Annotated in this window: 15 protein-coding genes and 1 pseudogene; 4 read left to right on the top strand and 12 right to left on the bottom strand. The window is 69.5% G+C overall.

From position 1 onward, the window contains the following. Positions 1-15: 15 nt before the first annotated feature. Complete coding sequence (locus ACSMTC_RS27280; protein ID WP_436562353.1) at positions 16-375, bottom strand: ArsC/Spx/MgsR family protein; 360 nt, start codon at positions 373-375, stop codon at positions 16-18. A gap of 126 nt (positions 376-501) precedes the next feature. Between ACSMTC_RS27280 and ACSMTC_RS27285 the strand changes: the two genes are divergently transcribed. Then, positions 502-1,725, top strand: a complete 1,224-nt coding sequence (locus tag ACSMTC_RS27285) for a cytochrome P450 (RefSeq protein WP_436562354.1) — start codon at positions 502-504, stop codon at positions 1,723-1,725. Here ACSMTC_RS27285 and ACSMTC_RS27290 read toward each other — a convergent pair whose 3' ends face one another. Next, complete coding sequence (locus ACSMTC_RS27290) at positions 1,726-2,274, bottom strand: hypothetical protein (protein ID WP_436562355.1); 549 nt, start codon at positions 2,272-2,274, stop codon at positions 1,726-1,728. Between the two features lie 248 nt (positions 2,275-2,522). Here ACSMTC_RS27290 and ACSMTC_RS27295 point away from each other — a divergent pair, with 248 nt between their 5' ends. Next, a complete protein-coding gene (locus ACSMTC_RS27295; RefSeq protein ID WP_436562356.1) occupies positions 2,523-2,708 on the top strand; it encodes a DUF6011 domain-containing protein in 186 nt (61 codons plus the stop codon). Between the two features lie 549 nt (positions 2,709-3,257). Here ACSMTC_RS27295 and ACSMTC_RS27300 read toward each other — a convergent pair. The 3 genes from ACSMTC_RS27300 to ACSMTC_RS27310 all read right to left on the bottom strand — a co-directional run bounded on the left by ACSMTC_RS27300 (position 3,258) and on the right by ACSMTC_RS27310 (position 5,601). Beyond that, positions 3,258-3,452 (bottom strand): hypothetical protein, encoded by a 195-nt coding sequence (locus ACSMTC_RS27300; RefSeq protein ID WP_436562357.1) that lies wholly within the window; start codon positions 3,450-3,452, stop codon positions 3,258-3,260. Between the two features lie 104 nt (positions 3,453-3,556). Further along, complete coding sequence (locus tag ACSMTC_RS27305; RefSeq protein WP_436562358.1) at positions 3,557-4,183, bottom strand: hypothetical protein; 627 nt, start codon at positions 4,181-4,183, stop codon at positions 3,557-3,559. Continuing rightward, entirely contained in the window at positions 4,180-5,601 is a 1,422-nt protein-coding gene (locus ACSMTC_RS27310) for an AAA family ATPase (protein WP_436562359.1), read from the bottom strand. Before ACSMTC_RS27310 ends, ACSMTC_RS27305 begins: the two co-directional genes overlap by 4 nt. Positions 5,602-5,939: 338 nt before the next feature. On the opposite strand from ACSMTC_RS27310, the gene ACSMTC_RS27315 reads away from it, so the two are divergent. After that, the gene (locus ACSMTC_RS27315; protein ID WP_436562360.1) at positions 5,940-6,584 is read left to right on the top strand and encodes a hypothetical protein; all 645 of its coding nucleotides are present in this window, start codon (positions 5,940-5,942) and stop codon (positions 6,582-6,584) included. Positions 6,585-6,622: 38 nt separating this feature from the next. Here ACSMTC_RS27315 and ACSMTC_RS27320 read toward each other — a convergent pair. Together ACSMTC_RS27320 and glnA are read right to left on the bottom strand one after the other, a co-directional pair. Next, positions 6,623-6,755, bottom strand: a pseudogene (locus tag ACSMTC_RS27320) (IS630 family transposase); the annotation flags it as partial. 468 nt (positions 6,756-7,223) lie between these two features. Next, the gene (gene glnA, locus ACSMTC_RS27325; RefSeq protein ID WP_436562361.1) at positions 7,224-8,636 is read right to left on the bottom strand and encodes a type I glutamate--ammonia ligase; all 1,413 of its coding nucleotides are present in this window, start codon (positions 8,634-8,636) and stop codon (positions 7,224-7,226) included. Between the two features lie 269 nt (positions 8,637-8,905). Here glnA and ACSMTC_RS27330 point away from each other — a divergent pair, with 269 nt between their 5' ends. Continuing rightward, positions 8,906-9,373, top strand: coding sequence for an RDD family protein (locus ACSMTC_RS27330; protein WP_436562362.1), 468 nt, complete (start codon positions 8,906-8,908; stop codon positions 9,371-9,373). 97 nt (positions 9,374-9,470) lie between these two features. Here the strand turns inward: ACSMTC_RS27330 and ACSMTC_RS27335 are convergent, their stop codons facing one another. From ACSMTC_RS27335 to ACSMTC_RS27355, 5 genes are all read right to left on the bottom strand, one after another. Then, the gene (locus ACSMTC_RS27335) at positions 9,471-10,169 is read right to left on the bottom strand and encodes a DUF4191 domain-containing protein (protein ID WP_436562363.1); all 699 of its coding nucleotides are present in this window, start codon (positions 10,167-10,169) and stop codon (positions 9,471-9,473) included. A 189-nt stretch (positions 10,170-10,358) separates the two neighbouring features. After that, entirely contained in the window at positions 10,359-10,577 is a 219-nt protein-coding gene (locus tag ACSMTC_RS27340) for a hypothetical protein (protein ID WP_436562364.1), read from the bottom strand. A 199-nt stretch (positions 10,578-10,776) separates the two neighbouring features. Next, positions 10,777-11,730 carry a lipoyl synthase gene (gene lipA / locus ACSMTC_RS27345; RefSeq protein WP_436562365.1) on the bottom strand — a complete coding sequence of 318 codons (954 nt, stop codon included), beginning with the start codon at positions 11,728-11,730 and terminating at the stop codon, positions 10,777-10,779. Positions 11,731-11,873: 143 nt separating this feature from the next. Further along, a complete protein-coding gene (gene lipB / locus ACSMTC_RS27350) occupies positions 11,874-12,644 on the bottom strand; it encodes a lipoyl(octanoyl) transferase LipB (protein ID WP_436564822.1) in 771 nt (256 codons plus the stop codon). A gap of 171 nt (positions 12,645-12,815) precedes the next feature. Further along, entirely contained in the window at positions 12,816-14,711 is a 1,896-nt protein-coding gene (locus ACSMTC_RS27355; RefSeq protein WP_436562366.1) for a helix-turn-helix domain-containing protein, read from the bottom strand. Positions 14,712-14,749: the final 38 nt, after the last annotated feature.

A 14,749-nucleotide genomic window follows, 5' to 3' on the forward strand; every position in this document is an offset into this window, starting at 1 on the left:
CGCTCCGCGCCCGGTTCAGCCCTGGATGACGGCCCGCAGCGCCTCCGGCGTCCGCGCCACCACCGCGTGTCCGTCGTCCGCCGTGATGATCGGCCGCTGGATCAGGATCGGGTGCTCGGCCAGCGCCGCGATCCACCGCTCCCGGTCGGCCTCCGTCCGGCCCCACTCCTTGAGCCCCAGTTCCCTGCCCACCGCCTCGTCCACCCGGGCGATGTCCCACGGCTCCAGTGCCAGCCGCTCCAGCACCCGCTCGATCTCGGCGGCGCTCGGCGGGTCCTCCAGGTAGCGGCGGACGGTGTACTCGGCCCCGGCGGCGTCCAGCTCGCTGATCGCCGTACGGCACTTCCCGCAGCGCGGGTTGATCCAGATCTCCACGGGGGAAGCGTAGGCGATCGGCGTCCGCCCCGGGCGCACCGCTCGCATCCGACGGCACACCTCTTGGTAACTCGCCGTCCGCGGGGCTAAGTTGACTCACCGGTAGCCCATCCGGGAGGAGCGTGCATGGACATGGACGGCGCGGCGATCATGGAACGGCTGATGTCCCCGGAGGGCCGGGCCGACCCCTACCCGCTCTACGAGCTCGCACGCGAGCTCGGGCCGGTCATCCCCGCCGGCGAGGGGCTGGCGATGGCCGTCGGGTACCGCGAGGTGCACCAGGCGCTGCGCAACCCGGACTTCGGGGTGGTCGACGCCGCGCAGTGGGAGCGCTGGGAGCCCGGTCACACCGATCGCCCGGCCAGACGCCTGCTCAGCCGCTCGATCCTGGAGAGCAACGCGCCGGACCACTCCCGGATGCGCTCGCTGATCGCCTCGGTCTTCACGGCCCGCCGGGTCGCCACGCTGGCGGAGCCGATCACGGCCGCCGTGCACCAGCTGCTCGACGAGATGGCCAAACAGGGTGCGGACGGCTCGCCGGTCGACTTCATGGACGCCTTCGCCTACCGCCTCCCGGTCGGTGTGGTCTGCGAACTGCTCGGGGTGCCGGAGGCCGACCGCACCCGGTTCCGCCCGCTCGCCACCGACCTCTCGGGCGCACTGGAAATCTTCGTCGACGGGCCCGAACTGGCCGCGGCCGACGAGGCCGCCGAGGAACTCAGCCAGTACTTCAGCCGCCTCGCCGCCGGCCGCCGGGCCGACCCGCAGCACGACCTGGTCAGCGCCCTGGTCGAGGTCGCCGCCGCGGACCCGTCCAGGCTCTCCGGCCATGAGCTGCTGGCCAACCTGATCCTGCTGCTCGGCGCCGGCTTCGAGACCACCACCAACCTGCTCGGCAACGCTCTCGCCCGGCTCTTCGAGCACCCGGAGATCCTGGCCGCCGTCCGGGCCGGCACCGTCACACCGTCCGGGCTCACCGACGAGGTGCTGCGCCACGACTCGCCCGTCCAGCTCACCGTCCGGGCCGCGGCCGGTGACGGCCTGCGGGTCGGCGGGATCGGGATCCCCAGGGACGGCGGGGTGTTCCTGCTCATCGGCGCCGCCAACCGCGACCCGTCGCGCTATCCGGACCCGGCCCGCTTCGACCCGACCCGCCAGGACAGCCAGCCGCTGAGCTTCGGCGGCGGCCCGCACTACTGCCTCGGCGCCGGCCTCGCCCGCCTGGAGTCCGACATCGCCCTCCCCGCCCTGCTCGCCCGCTTCCCCTCACTCACCCCGGCCCCCGGCGCCACCCGCCGCAACCGCCTCGTCCTGCGCGGCTTCCACACCCTCCCGGTCACCCTGCGCTAGCTAGGCGCCGTAGCCGTCGTCGGGAAGGCTACGGTCCGGCTCCGGACAGGGGGCGTGGGACGGGCCCCAGATACCGGCCTTGTGCAGCACCCAGTCGTCGAGCTGCGGCGAGTCGTAGCCCTCCCGGTCGACGAAGACGAAGTCCACGTGCAGGTCGTCGGCCATTTCGACCTCCAGAGTCCGCTGGTCGGTGAGGCGCTCGTACTCGACGACCTTCCACCGGCACCCGGCCTGCGTGAGCGCTGCGATCATCGCCGATTCGGTGACGCGGGAGTCGACGGCGCGAAGCTCGCCTCGACTCGGGCCGGGCAGTTCGAAATCGTCGTGCCAGGCCAGGAAGACTATGGAGCTCAGCAGTCGGCATCGGCAGACGACCAGTTGCACACTTCCGAAGCAGAAGCCGTGCGGCCATCGGCGCTGCTTGTACAGCCGCCCGCTGTTCGTCGGCTCCCCGTAGGCCGCGACGACATCGGCGAGGTGGGCACCATGGTGGAGCGTTCCGAAGGTTCCGGTCGCCGCCATCTGGGCCAGTTCCGTCGTGAGGTCCATGCCGGAGATCATTCCATTCGGGGAAGTAGGCAGATCATGGCTTTCTATGGCCTGGCATCGACCGACGGCAGTACTGCGGGGCCGCCAGTGCGTTCTGCTCGCCTGAGTTCTTCGTCTCGGAGTTCTTCCGGGCCCGTGAGAGCGCTGGGCTCATCCAGGGCGACCTCGCCAAGCTGATGTCCGCCCATCCCGCGATCCTGCCCGCCCGCGCCGCCCACGGCGAACGGGTTTTCCGCGAGACTGTGCGCATGCCCGATCCCGCCCTCATCCCGCCGATCCAGCCGCTCCTCCAGCGCACCATCCGCTGCCGCCGCTGCAACCGCCCGCTCCACGACCCGGAGTCCCGGATGCTCCGCCTCGGCCGCGAATGCCGCGGCCCGGAGGAGTCGGTCCAGGTGGTACCCGGCGACCAGGACCCGCTGCCGGGTCTGTGAACGCGGGGGCCGCCGCTCCCGGCGGGGGAACGGCGGCCCGTGTCAGCGGCCGATCGGCCAGCGGAAGCGGCTCACAGGTCGTAGTAATGCTCAAACATGCCTCTGGCCTGGGGAAATGAGGTTCTCAAGGGAGATCATTTCACAACCAGTGCACACGCGGCGGCCTCAACGGATGAGCTGAGTTGAGAAGGACCGAGTAGTGATGAGGGGGCGCGGTGGCTGCTCACTGTGGGGTGCTACGCAGTGCTACCGAGCTTCGAACCAGCTCGTAGGTGGCGTCCAATTCGCTCGCGTTACCCAGTGAGCTGGCGTGTAGCCGTTCCATCCATACAGAGTTGAGAGTCGGAGGCATTTGAGGGGGGATGTAGCGCTGCGGAGACTGTGCAGTCAGCCGGTCGGGTCTCGTCGAGCCAGACCGGACCGACCGCGACCAGGCGGGCGTTGTGCAGGTGCGCCGTCATGGCCGGCACGTCGAGCGGGCCAGTAACGTCAGGCGGCCGGTCATAGCCGACCCCGACTCGGCAGAGTCGTTGATCCCGGCGGCGATGATCAGCGTGTCGGGCATTCGGGGCGCGAGGAGCCCGGGCGTCTGCGTCTGACATCCGCCAGCATGCACCCGGGGACGGCCACGTTGAGGACGTGGTGCTCGGCCTCGTTCATGGCTATGTGTGCCGCCACCAACTGCCAGGGCCCAGCCACCTGCGGGTCGGAGCGTCCGTAGGCGATGCTGTCCCCGATGGTCACGATCCGCGTTATGTAGCGGTGCGGCTTTGCATTCAGGTGTGCCAAGGCCCCCGGCGCGGAGTCGGGTTCGACCGAACTCCAACAGGTGCCACGATGCGAGGCAGTCACATCGTTCTTACCGCCGCATTCAGTTCGTTGACGAAGGTCTGCCACGACGGAAGTAGAGAAACCGGCCCGAGTGGATCGAGGCGTTCGAGGAGCTTGTGCCGGTGCTGGGGGAAGCGCTTCTGGAAGCCGTCCAATCGGCGGCCGGAGTATCCGCTGGCCGCAGCCAGTGCTTCCTTGAGCAGCCTCTTTGGGTCGGCGACCTTTTCAACGGATGTTCCCTGGGGCAGGTTCAGCGGAACCTTGCCCTTCGGGTTCTCGGCGACCTGGCGGATCGACACCTCGTCAAGCAGCAGCCATGCCTCCAGCATTCGGACCGGGACGACCGCGATGTGCGGGCAGCCTGGCCACTCGGACTCGATTGCTTTCGCGATCTCCTCCCGGCGCTCCGACACGCCTGCCCGGTCGGCATCCCGGTGGATCGCGATCAGGTCGTAGTCGTCGCCGAACTTCCTCGCCACACGCAACTTGTCCGGCACGGAATGGGTCGCGACGTTGCTCAAGCGGCCGAAGTCCGGCGAGGTGACGGACGCCGTTCTGCCGGCGCGGGCCACGATCGCCTCGATGTGGCGGACCAGGCCATCGTCGCTGGTGCCCTCGCCAGTGAAGAGGATACGGAGCGTCACATGTCCTCCAGGTCGAGCGTGGTCTGGGCTCCTGGGGGAGTGGTGAGGTAGGGGAGGATATCGGCCTTCGTTACGTAGGTGCGATGCCCCTCAGGTACCCGCCAGGTATTGTGCAGCGGACGCAGCCGCAGGGCGCGTGCGATCGAGCCGTCCTCCAGCCGATGCAGTGCGGTGTCCGCGAACAGGAGGTCATCGGGCGAGACCAGCTGGACGACGCCGGGGGAGTGGGTGTTGATCAGCACCTGCCGGAACGGGTTGTCCGTTCCTGGGGCGGTCATCGGGTCGACGGCGAGATCCCGGACGAGATCCACCATAGGGACGAGATTGGCCGGGTGGATTCCGTTCTCAGGTTCCTCCATGCACAGCATGCCCCGAACGGTGGGGTCTTCGAGCAGGACGCACAGTGCGAGGAAACGCAGGGTGCCCTCTGAGAGGCTTCGAGCTGGAAGCACCATACCGTCCGACTCGCGTACCTGGACGGTCAGCAGTTGACGGACTTCGTCCTGATCCACGGCCAGGTCACTGACCTGTACACCTGTCAGGTCGGACAGGCGGCCTGCGACGCGGGCGTACACCTGCTCCGGGTCCTCGCCGGCAACGGTGTGGGCGACGCGGTACAGCGCCGCCGGCAAGTGGACGCCGTCCACGCCCATCACTTGCGGGTCGATGAAGCGGTCGGCGCTGCGCAAGGCCGAGGGCTCCAGGGCGAGCCGTCGCCAGGACTCCATCTCCCGCCGTGCGGCGAGGATGGTCGGGTCGTCGCTGGAGGTGATGGTGGAGACCACGGTAGCTGGAGCCCGGGACGCAGCGGCTGGCTTGGGCTGGCCGCGGCTGCCACCGTCCTGGTGGATCTTGACGATCGGGCCGCCGGACTCGGCGTCGATGTCGGTCGAGATGAACGGAGCGCCGCTTCGGTGTCCGATGATCACCTTGTCGCGGAACTGGCCAGCGCTGTGCGGGAAGCGCAGATGCTGCTTGGCAGCGCCCTTCGTGATGTGCCGCAGTTCCTCGCGCAGGAGTGTGAGGCGGCCGAAGCGGTCGAGCCCCGAGGGGCCCTGGTAGCCGATTTCGAGCTCGTAGCGGAGGAAGGAGGTGGTGGGTTTTGTGGCTCGCCCGAAGTCGTCCTCGATGGCCAGCGGAACGATCATCTCTGCGGCGAATCGCATCCGCAGCCCCCGGGAGCCGAATCCCTTCCAGAAGAGGTCGCGAGGGTCACCGTGCCGTTCGCCGTGGACTCCGCGGACCTCCTGGGCTGCCTCCATCATCGACTTGTCAGCGAGCAAGGAGAGGAACTGGACGGCGTCGAACACGTTCGACTTGCCAGTGCCGTTAGCGCCCGCGATGCAGGTGAACGGCCCGAAATCGATTGTGGTGTCCAGCAGGTTCTTGAACCCGTGGACTTCGAGTCTGGTGAGCATCAGGTGCTGGCCTCCGAAAGGTCTTCAGGTGTGAGGGTACTCGCCCGTGAGGCCGTCGCCTGTGGTCTCACAGGAGACGGTTGTCGGACCGCGATCGGGAGCGCGAAAGCACCTTCTGAGCGGGGACGATGGCCCCTGCTCGGTCCTCTGACCGCCCCGACGATCGCCGCTGGGGCTGCGGCAGCGGTTCCACCCGCAGGACCATGCTCCGTTTGAGGGCATGAGACTCCGGCCCGGCGGCGGTCCACCCAGCTGCCGGGCCGGGACGCGGCCGTCGATCCGGTGGTGGGCGTTTCTCGTCGGATGCTCTGTGGCCCGATGACGGACTGATCGGCCTAATGCTCTCTGAGGACGGCGAGTACTCCGGCTGGCTCGAAGTCCTGGCGTCCCCGCGACACCTGCCTGGGTGGAAGAAGTCGCTCGCGCGCATTGCGCAGTTTCTTGAGGGCAACTGCAATTGGAGTCGTGGCATCGAGGACGTACTAGGCCACCTGGAGCATACGGCGACCGCCGCGCTGGAGATTTTCAATCCGCGGGATGTCATTGCAGCCGTCGGCCATGCTGTAAGACACGAGAACACCGCGGCGTTTCCGGTCCTGGAACTGATCATTGATGTCGAGGGTGAGGTAAGAGTCTTTAAGGGATTCGCCTGTTGGGACGGTACGACTCGGCCGGCCGATCCAGTGGAGGTGATGGGTCGAGTCCTGGCGGGCGGCGCGGCCGAATACAGCGACCTGTATCACTTCGATTGCATGGGCCCCCACGACCCGGCACTGATGGCATATCACGGACTCTCGTACGAGCTCTTCGAAGTGGCTGACGGCAGGTTCGTCCGGAGATTCGACGCGGTGGATGGTGGTTGGGTCGAGTTCGACGAACGGCAGCGTCGTCTGTTCAGGCCGACAGCGGAGCTCCTGCTGGCCAATCAAGGCTACTGTCGGGCACTCGAAGCGCTGACCCACGTCATCGAGGTATTTGGATGACGACTCGGGTACTGACTTCGGTTTGTCAGAGTGGGGTTTGGGGTGTCGGGGGTCAGGTTGCTGTCGGCTATGAATCCGTCGAGGGTGTCGGGTCGGTACTGCAGGCGTTTGAGCCGGGCGTTCGAGGCTTTTGAGTCGGTCGACGGCGAGGTTGGCCAGACTGCGGTCCACGCCTGGTCCTCCACGCGGCCGTGCGTAGCCGTGTGACTGGCGACTGGCCTGGTCTGCGGGCTGGGCAGCTGTGTGGCAACTGCCCCTGAGGCCGTTTGCAGCACAGAGCTTGCAGGGGAAGGTGCTGAAAATGCGCTCGCCGTGGCTCGCCGTCGGCCTTGGTGCGGTTTACGTGCTTCATGCCTTAGCGGGACCCGAGCTCGATTGAGGTCCGCACCGCGATAGCGCGTTGCACTTGATCACCCAAAGTAGTGATGGGATGTGCCATGTTGCGGCGGGCGGTCAATGTGTCGAGAGGCGCGCTGCGGACGTCCCGCTGAGTCGGATCTCCGTGCGCGCTCATTTCATACTCATCTCACATCGCGAGCCGGTGCCAGCCCTCCGATGGCCGCTTCCGCAGGTCGGCGAGGTGCTGACCTGCGGAAACAACAAGAGGTCGAACTGTGTTTCCGCAGGTCAGAGGCCCCTTTAGAGGTCGTAGTACAGCTCGAACTCGTGCGGGTGCGGGCGCAGCGCGATCGGGGCGATCTCGTTGGTGCGCTTGAAGTCGATCCAGGTCTCGATCAGGTCGGGGGTGAAGACGCCGCCCGCGAGCAGGTACTCGTGGTCGTTCTCCAGGGCTTCGAGGACGGCGGGGAGCGAGGCGGGGACCTGGGGGACCGAGGCGTGCTCCTCCGGGGCGAGCTCGTAGAGGTCCTTGTCGACCGGCTCCAGCGGCTCGATCTTGTTCTTGATGCCGTCCAGGCCGGCCAGCAGCATGGCCGAGAAGGCCAGGTAGGGGTTGCAGGACGGGTCGGGCGCGCGGAACTCCAGGCGCTTGGCCTTGGCGTTGGAGCCGGTGATCGGGATACGGATCGCGGCCGAGCGGTTGCGCTGCGAGTACACCAGGTTGACCGGTGCCTCGAAGCCCGGGACCAGGCGGTGGTAGGAGTTCACCGTGGGGTTGGTGAAGGCCAGCAGCGAGGGGGCGTGCTTCAGCAGGCCGCCGATGTAGTAGCGGGCGGTGTCGGAGAGGCCGGCGTAGCCCTGCTCGTCGTAGAAGAGCGGGGAGCTGTCCAGCCACAGCGACTGGTGGACGTGCATGCCGGAGCCGTTGTCCCCGAAGATCGGCTTGGGCATGAAGGTGGCGGTCTTGCCGTTGCGCCAGGCGACGTTCTTGACGATGTACTTGAAGAGCATCAGGTCGTCGGCTGCGTGCAGCAGGGTGTTGAACCTGTAGTTGATCTCGGCCTGGCCGGCGGTGCCCACCTCGTGGTGCTGGCGCTCGACCTTGATGCCGGACGCGGCGAGCTCCAGCGAGATCTCCGCGCGCAGGTCGGCGAAGTGGTCGACCGGCGGGATGGGGAAGTAGCCGCCCTTGTAGCGGACCTTGTAGCCGCGGACGTCGCCCTCGACGGACCCGGTGTTCCAGGCGCCCGCCTCGGAGTCGATGTGGTAGAAGGACGCGTTGGCGCTGGTCTCGAAGCGCACCGAGTCGAAGACGTAGAACTCGGCCTCAGGCCCGAAGAACGCGGTGTCGGCGATACCGGAGGAGGCGAGGTAGGCCTCGGCCTTCTTGGCGACGTTGCGCGGGTCGCGGCTGTACGCCTCGCCCGTGATCGGGTCCTGGATGAAGAAGTTGATGTTGAGGTGCTTCTCGGTGCGGAACGGGTCGAGGCGGGCCGTGCTGAGGTCCGGCACCAGGGCCATGTCCGACTCGTGGATGGCCTGGAAGCCTCGGATCGACGAGCCGTCGAACATCAACGTCTCGTCCGGGTCGAAGGTCGAGGCGGGAACCGAGAAGTGCTGCATCACACCCGGCAGGTCGCAGAAGCGGACGTCGACGAACTTGATGTCGTTGTCCTCGATGTACTGCTTCACTTCGGCGGCGTTGTTGAACATCCATCCTCCTCAGCGTGCGATTTGGTGGCTCACCATAGGGAGAGGCCGTTTCCGACCGGTGACCTCGCCGTTTCCTGAATGTTAACCGCCTGCGTGCCGAGGGCGGCAAAGTCATATGGTTCCGGGCAAAACGCTTCTCCGGTCCAGGTCCTGCCGGGTGAGTGGTCTGGACCACTTGCCCGGGTCCGGCGGCACCCGATTCACCCACACGGGTTGCCGACGGGGGAGGGGGACGAAGATCCGCCGTACTGCCCGGATAGTGTGGATTCGTGGACACCAGAGAAGCGTTGGGATCGTGGATCGACGGCCCGAAGGCCGCCGCCGAGAAGATGGGCGCCGACTTCGGTTACCGCGGTGAGCGCCTCGGCCTGCCCAAGGAGGGCCCGGGATCGATCGCGGGGCCCGGCCGCCGGATCGGCGCGCTGTTCGTCGACGGCTGGCTCTGCAGCCTGGTCGCCTACGGGCTGATCTCCCGCGGCGACCAGTCGGTGGCCAACATGTGGACCACCCCGCTGTTCTACCTCGTCACCGTGCTGCTGCTGGCCACTGCCGGGACGACGGTCGGCAAGCGGCTGTTCGGCCTGCGGGTGGTCCGGCTCGACGGCCGCCGTGCCACCGTCTCCCAGGTGCTGCTGCGCACCCTGCTGCTCTGCCTGGTGGTGCCGGCGCTGGTCTGGGACCGCGACACCCGGGGGCTGCACGACAAGGCGGTCGGCACGGTCGAGGTCCGGGTCTAGCCCGGCCGGCCCGGCGGACACGTCAGGAGACGTCAAACGGCCCCGCCGCGAGGAGGACTCGTGGCGGGGCCGTGGTGTTGTCCGGGGGAGCGGGAGGTCAGCGGACCTGGCCGCCCTTGGGCATCCGGGCGCCCTTGGGCATCGGGCCCTTGGGGATCGGCGCCTTGGAGAGCAGGTCGCCCAGCGCGCGCAGGCGGTCGTTGGTCTCGGTGACCTGGCCCGGGGTGATCACACGCGGCATCCGCATCAGGTGGATCTGCAGCTTCTTCAGCGGGATCTCGCCCTCGCCGTCGCCGACCATGATGTCGTGCACCGGGATGTCGCCGACGACCTTGGCCATCTTCCGCTTCTCGGCGGCCAGCAGCGGGCGGACCCGGTTGGGGTTGCCCTCACCGATCAGCGCGATGCCGGGGCGGCCCACCGCACGGTAGACCGCGTCCTGGTTGCGGGTGACGGCGACCGGGGTCGGGTTGGCGCTCCAGCCGCGCCGGATGTTGTTCAGCACGGCGGCCACCGCACCCGGCTGGCCCTCCATCTGCCCGAACGCGGCCCGCTCGGCACGCCGTCCGAAGACGATCGCCATCGCCAGGAAGCCCACGATGAAACCGAGGATGCCCAGGTAGATGGGATGGTCGATCGCAAAGCCGATGGCGAGGAACACGCCGAAGGTGATCAGGCCGACGCCTGCGATGATCAGGCCGATCTTGGTGTCGACCTTCTTGGTCATTTGGTACGCCAGGCGGATCTGCTTGAGCCGCCCGGGGTTTCCGGATGTTTCCGTCGCCATAACGCTCATGGTACGTGGCGCGGCCCGGGGAGATCCAAGGGGCGCCCCCCGCCTGCCGGCGGTGCATTCCGGTGCGGCCACGGCATCAAGCGGCATCAAGCGGCATCCGAGAGCATCCGATGGCGCCCGACGGCATTCACCGGCGGTCGACGGCGTTCACCGGCGGTCGACGGCGTCCGGGTCGTCCGGGCCGACCACTCAGGCCCGTCGGCGGGGCTCCTCGCTGGAACCGCCCAGCAGCTCCGCGCCGCTCTCCCGGTCCGCCGCGTTCCGGCGGTTCTCGCAGACGGCCGTCCAGGCGTTCAGCCGAGCCTGCTGCCGGCCGCCCGCGAGCAGCACGCTCTCGGCCAGGCGCAGCGCGCCGCCGACCGAACGGACCTCGCGGACCCGGGTGAGCTTCCCGATGCGTACCTGCATGCCGAGCACTTCCCTCGTCGAGATACGGAGTGGACGGTGGGGAACCGTACGGCGCCATTCTGGCCTGCCGGTATTACCGTCCGGTGAGCCGACTGTCACTGTCAGATGAAAGCAGAGTCCGGTGGCAGCGGCGCCGCGGACGCCGCGGCGGGGTGAGCGTGTCGCTCACCCCGCCGGGAGTGCCGAGTGGGCGGCGAGGTCAGACGGCCGCCTGCGCGCGGCGCTCCAGCGCCTGGCGGTACAGCCGGCCGGCCCGGTACGAGGAACGCACCAGCGGGCCCGACATGACACCGGCGAAGCCGAGCTCCTCGGCCTCCTCCTTCAGCTCCACGAACTCCTGCGGCTTCACCCAGCGCTCCACGGGGTGGTGGCGCAGCGAGGGGCGCAGGTACTGGGTGATGGTGATCAGCTCGCAGCCGGCGTTCACCAGGTCCTCCAGCGCCTGGCTGATCTCCTCGCGGGTCTCGCCCATGCCCAGGATCAGGTTGGACTTCGTCACCAGACCGGCGGCGCGGGCCTGGGTGATGACGTCCAGCGAGCGCTCGTAGCGGAAGGCCGGGCGGATCCGCTTGAAGATCCGCGGCACCGTCTCCACGTTGTGCGCCAGCACCTCGGGACGGGAGGAGAAGACCTCGGCGAGCTGCTCCGGCACCGCGTTGAAGTCCGGGATCAGCAGCTCGACGCCGGTCCGGCCGGCCGCCCGGTCGGCGGTCATCTCGTGCACCTGGCGCACCGTCTCGGCGTACAGCCAGGCGCCGCCGTCCGGCAGGTCGTCACGGGCGACACCGGTGATGGTGGCGTAGTTGAGGTCCATGGTGAGGATGGACTCGGCGACCCGGCGCGGCTCGTCCCGGTCGAACTCGGCGGGCTTGCCGGTGTCGATCTGGCAGAAGTCGCAGCGGCGGGTGCACTGGTCGCCGCCGATGAGGAAGGTGGCCTCGCGGTCCTCCCAGCACTCGAAGATGTTGGGGCAGCCGGCCTCCTGGCAGACCGTGTGCAGCCCTTCCTTCTTCACCAGCGACTGGAGGGCGTTGTACTCCGGGCCCATCTTCGCCCGGGTCTTGATCCACTCAGGCTTCCGCTCGATCGGGGTCTCGCTGTTGCGGACCTCCAGGCGAAGGAGCTTCCTGCCGTCGGGTGCGACAGCGGACACGTGCGACTCCTAGAACTAGACGGGGTACCACCAGGGTACGCCTGTGCTTGTAGGGCTTGTGCCGGGCCAGTGCCCCGCATTCGCAGGGCAACAGTGCGCGGACCGAAGGGATTCCCAACGCGACGGCCGGGAAGCGCCCGGAATCAGCGGGCGGGCGCGGGCTCCGGAAGCTCCGCGAAAACCGCCTGCAGGTGCTTCTCGACCACCGGCAGCGCCTCGCCGACACCGAAGTCCCGGCCCAGCTCAGAAGAGACCGAGGCCACCCCGGCGTCCCGGATCCCGCACGGCACGATCCGGTCGAACCAGGTCATGTCGGGGTTGCAGTTGAGAGCGAAGCCGTGCATCGTCACGCCCCGCGCCACCCGCACGCCGATCGCCGCCAGCTTGCGGTCGTCGCCGCGCTGACCGGCGTTGGACGGCGCGTACTCCGGCCCGGCCAGCCGGGGGTCGATGCCCAGCGGCAGACCCATCCGCAGCGTCAGCTTGCCGATCTCCACCACCTGCGACGGGTCCACCACCGCGTCGGGGATCACGTCGCCCAGCACCCACACCCCGCTGCGGCCCTCGACCCGGGTGCTTTCCAGACCGAAGTCGGTGCACGCGCGGATCAGCGCCTCCTCCAGCCGGCGCACGTACGCGACCACGTCGATCGGGTCCGGCAGCTTGATGATCGGGTAGCCGATCAGCTGCCCGGGGCCGTGCCAGGTGATCTCGCCGCCCCGGTTGACCTCGACGACCGGGGTGCCGTCCAGCGGACGGTCCTCCGGGTTGGTGCGCTTGCCGGCGGTGTACACCGGCAGGTGCTCCAGCAACAACACGGTGTCCGGGATCTCGTCCGCGACCCGCAGCGCGTGCAGACGCTGCTGCTCGGCCCACGCCTCCTCGTACGGCACCGAGCCCTCGCCGATGCCCATCCGAACGAACCGCACGTTCTCGCTCACCACTGCTCCTTGCCAGGCGTTCGAGACCAACTCGGCAAGCGTACGCCTGACCGGGTGAACCCCGGTTGCCCGGGCTGAGCCGTGGCCGGACGGGGGCCGTCCAGCCGGGTGGAACACCCGCCCCGGCCTCCCGGCCCCGGCCCGTCAGCCCCCGGTGAGCAGCTGCAGGCGCAGCGCGAGCTGCAACTCCAGCGCACGTCCGGGCTGGTTCCAGCTGTGCCCGAGCAGGGCCTCGATCCGCTCCAGCCGCTGCACCACGGTGTTCACATGAACGTGCAGCTGGTCCTTGGCCCTGGTCAGGCTGCCGCCGCAGGCGAAGTACGCGCGCAGGGTGCGCACCAGCTCGGTGCCGCGCCGGGCGTCGTACTCCAGCAGCGGCCCGAGCGTGTCGGCCACGAAGCCGTCCACCCGGTGCCCGTCGCCGAGCAGAACGCCGAGAAACCCCAGGTCGGCGGCGGAGGCACCGTCGCCGGTCCGCCCCAGCACCCGGAGCGCACGCACACACCGCACCGCTTCCGCGTGGGAGGCGGCCAGCGCGACGGGCCCGGCGGCGACCCGCCCGGCGCCGACCGTGACCGGGGAACCGAGCATGGCGGCCAGCCGGTCGGCGGCCCGGGCCGCCAGCTGCCCGGGGGAGCGCGAGCCGTCCTCGGGGAGCAGCAGGACCACCGCCTCGCCGTGCTCGGCGCTGATGCCCCTGGTGCCGAACAGATGGCGGACGGCGGCCCCGGCCAGCCGTCCCCGGTCCTCGGCGGCAGCCTCGGCGACCAGCACCAGGTGCGGCCGGGTGAGGTCGACGCCGAGGCGGCGGCCGCGCGCGGTGAGCCCGGCCGGGTCGCGGCCGGGGGCGGTGAGCAGGTCGGTGAGGAGCTCGCCGCGGACCCGGTTCTCGGCCTCGGCGACCGAGCGGCGCAGCAGCAGGAGCAGTGCGGTGACCACCGCGGCGCGCTCGAACAGGCGGCGGTCGGCGTGGTCCAGGTCCGGTCTGCCGTGGAGCTGCAGGCTGCCGAGCGGCTCCTGCCCGGCCAGGACCGCGCAGACCCAGCTCTCCCCGTGCCGGACCGCGTGCCCCTCGGAGCGCGAGGCGGCCAGCGCCTCGGCCAGTGCCTTCCCGTCCCGGCCGCGTCCGGCCAGCCGGCCGCCCCCGGCGTCCCGTACGGTGACCTCGCCGCCGAGCAGGGCGGCCAGCTCGGCGGCCAGATCGGGTACCTCGGCACCGTGCAGCACCAGGTCGGTGAGCCGGTCGTGGGCCTGCTCGGCGCGCTGGACGGCGGCGGCGTGGGCCTGGACCACGGCATTGGCGGCGTTCAGCTCGGCCAGTGCCGCCCTGGTGTCCGCCAGCGACCTGGCGGTGTCCAGGGCGATGGCGGCGTGCGCGGCGAGCGAGCACAGCAGCGCGACCTCCTCGGGGGAGAAGGCGCGCGGGGTCCGGTCGGCGGCGAACAGCACCCCTATCACCCGGCCGCCGAGCAGCAGCGGCACCCCGATGATCGCCACCAGTCCCTCGTCCAGCACGCCCGCGTCGATCCGGCCGGTGTGGTGGAAGCGTTCGTCGGTGCGGTAGTCGGGTGTCGCGTAGGGGCGGGCGGTCTGGGCGACCAGTCCGCCCAGACCGTCGCCGAGGCCGAGGCGCAGGGTCTGGAAGAGTTCCGAGACCGAGCCGGCGGTCACCCGCATGTAGGTGTCCCCGGCCGCCTGGTCGGGGAGGGTGAGGTACGCGGTGTCGGTACCGAGCAGCATCCTGGCCCGGCGGACGATGGCCCGCAGGACCGAGTCCAGGTCCCGCGAGGCGGCCAGGTCACCGGCGGTGTCGAAGAGCGCGGTCAACTCGGCTTCCCTGCGCCGGTGCTGGCCCAGGGTCCGGTGCACGCCCAGGGCCTGCCGGGTGGCCTCGTCGATCTCGTCCAGCACGGCGGGGGGAGCGCCCCGCCGCCGGGCGTCGGCCGGTACCTCGGCGAGGTCCTCGGCGGCGGCGCCGGACGCGAGGAGGCCGAGCAGCCTGCGCAGCGCGGGGGCGGAGCTGGTGTCGGGGTCGTCCATGGTGCGCGCCATCGTGCCAGGTCCGGCCGCGGAGGGGG

This window comes from Kitasatospora sp. HPM-01-4 (assembly GCF_051374625.1).
Lineage (GTDB): Bacteria > Actinomycetota > Actinomycetes > Streptomycetales > Streptomycetaceae > Kitasatospora.

Excerpts from the sequence above, each read along its gene's own strand:
- ACSMTC_RS27285 (WP_436562354.1), top strand. The coding sequence starts at position 502 with ATGGACATGGACGGCGCGGCGATCATGGAACGGCTGATGTCCCCGGAG.
- ACSMTC_RS27290 (WP_436562355.1), bottom strand. The coding sequence starts at position 2,274 with ATGGACCTCACGACGGAACTGGCCCAGATGGCGGCGACCGGAACCTTC.
- ACSMTC_RS27295 (WP_436562356.1), top strand. The coding sequence starts at position 2,523 with ATGCCCGATCCCGCCCTCATCCCGCCGATCCAGCCGCTCCTCCAGCGC.
- ACSMTC_RS27310 (WP_436562359.1), bottom strand. The coding sequence starts at position 5,601 with ATGCTCACCAGACTCGAAGTCCACGGGTTCAAGAACCTGCTGGACACC.
- ACSMTC_RS27315 (WP_436562360.1), top strand. The coding sequence starts at position 5,940 with ATGCTCTCTGAGGACGGCGAGTACTCCGGCTGGCTCGAAGTCCTGGCG.
- glnA (WP_436562361.1), bottom strand. The coding sequence starts at position 8,636 with ATGTTCAACAACGCCGCCGAAGTGAAGCAGTACATCGAGGACAACGAC.
- ACSMTC_RS27335 (WP_436562363.1), bottom strand. The coding sequence starts at position 10,169 with ATGAGCGTTATGGCGACGGAAACATCCGGAAACCCCGGGCGGCTCAAG.
- ACSMTC_RS27340 (WP_436562364.1), bottom strand. The coding sequence starts at position 10,577 with ATGCAGGTACGCATCGGGAAGCTCACCCGGGTCCGCGAGGTCCGTTCG.
- lipB (WP_436564822.1), bottom strand. The coding sequence starts at position 12,644 with ATGGGCATCGGCGAGGGCTCGGTGCCGTACGAGGAGGCGTGGGCCGAG.
- ACSMTC_RS27355 (WP_436562366.1), bottom strand. The coding sequence starts at position 14,711 with ATGGACGACCCCGACACCAGCTCCGCCCCCGCGCTGCGCAGGCTGCTC.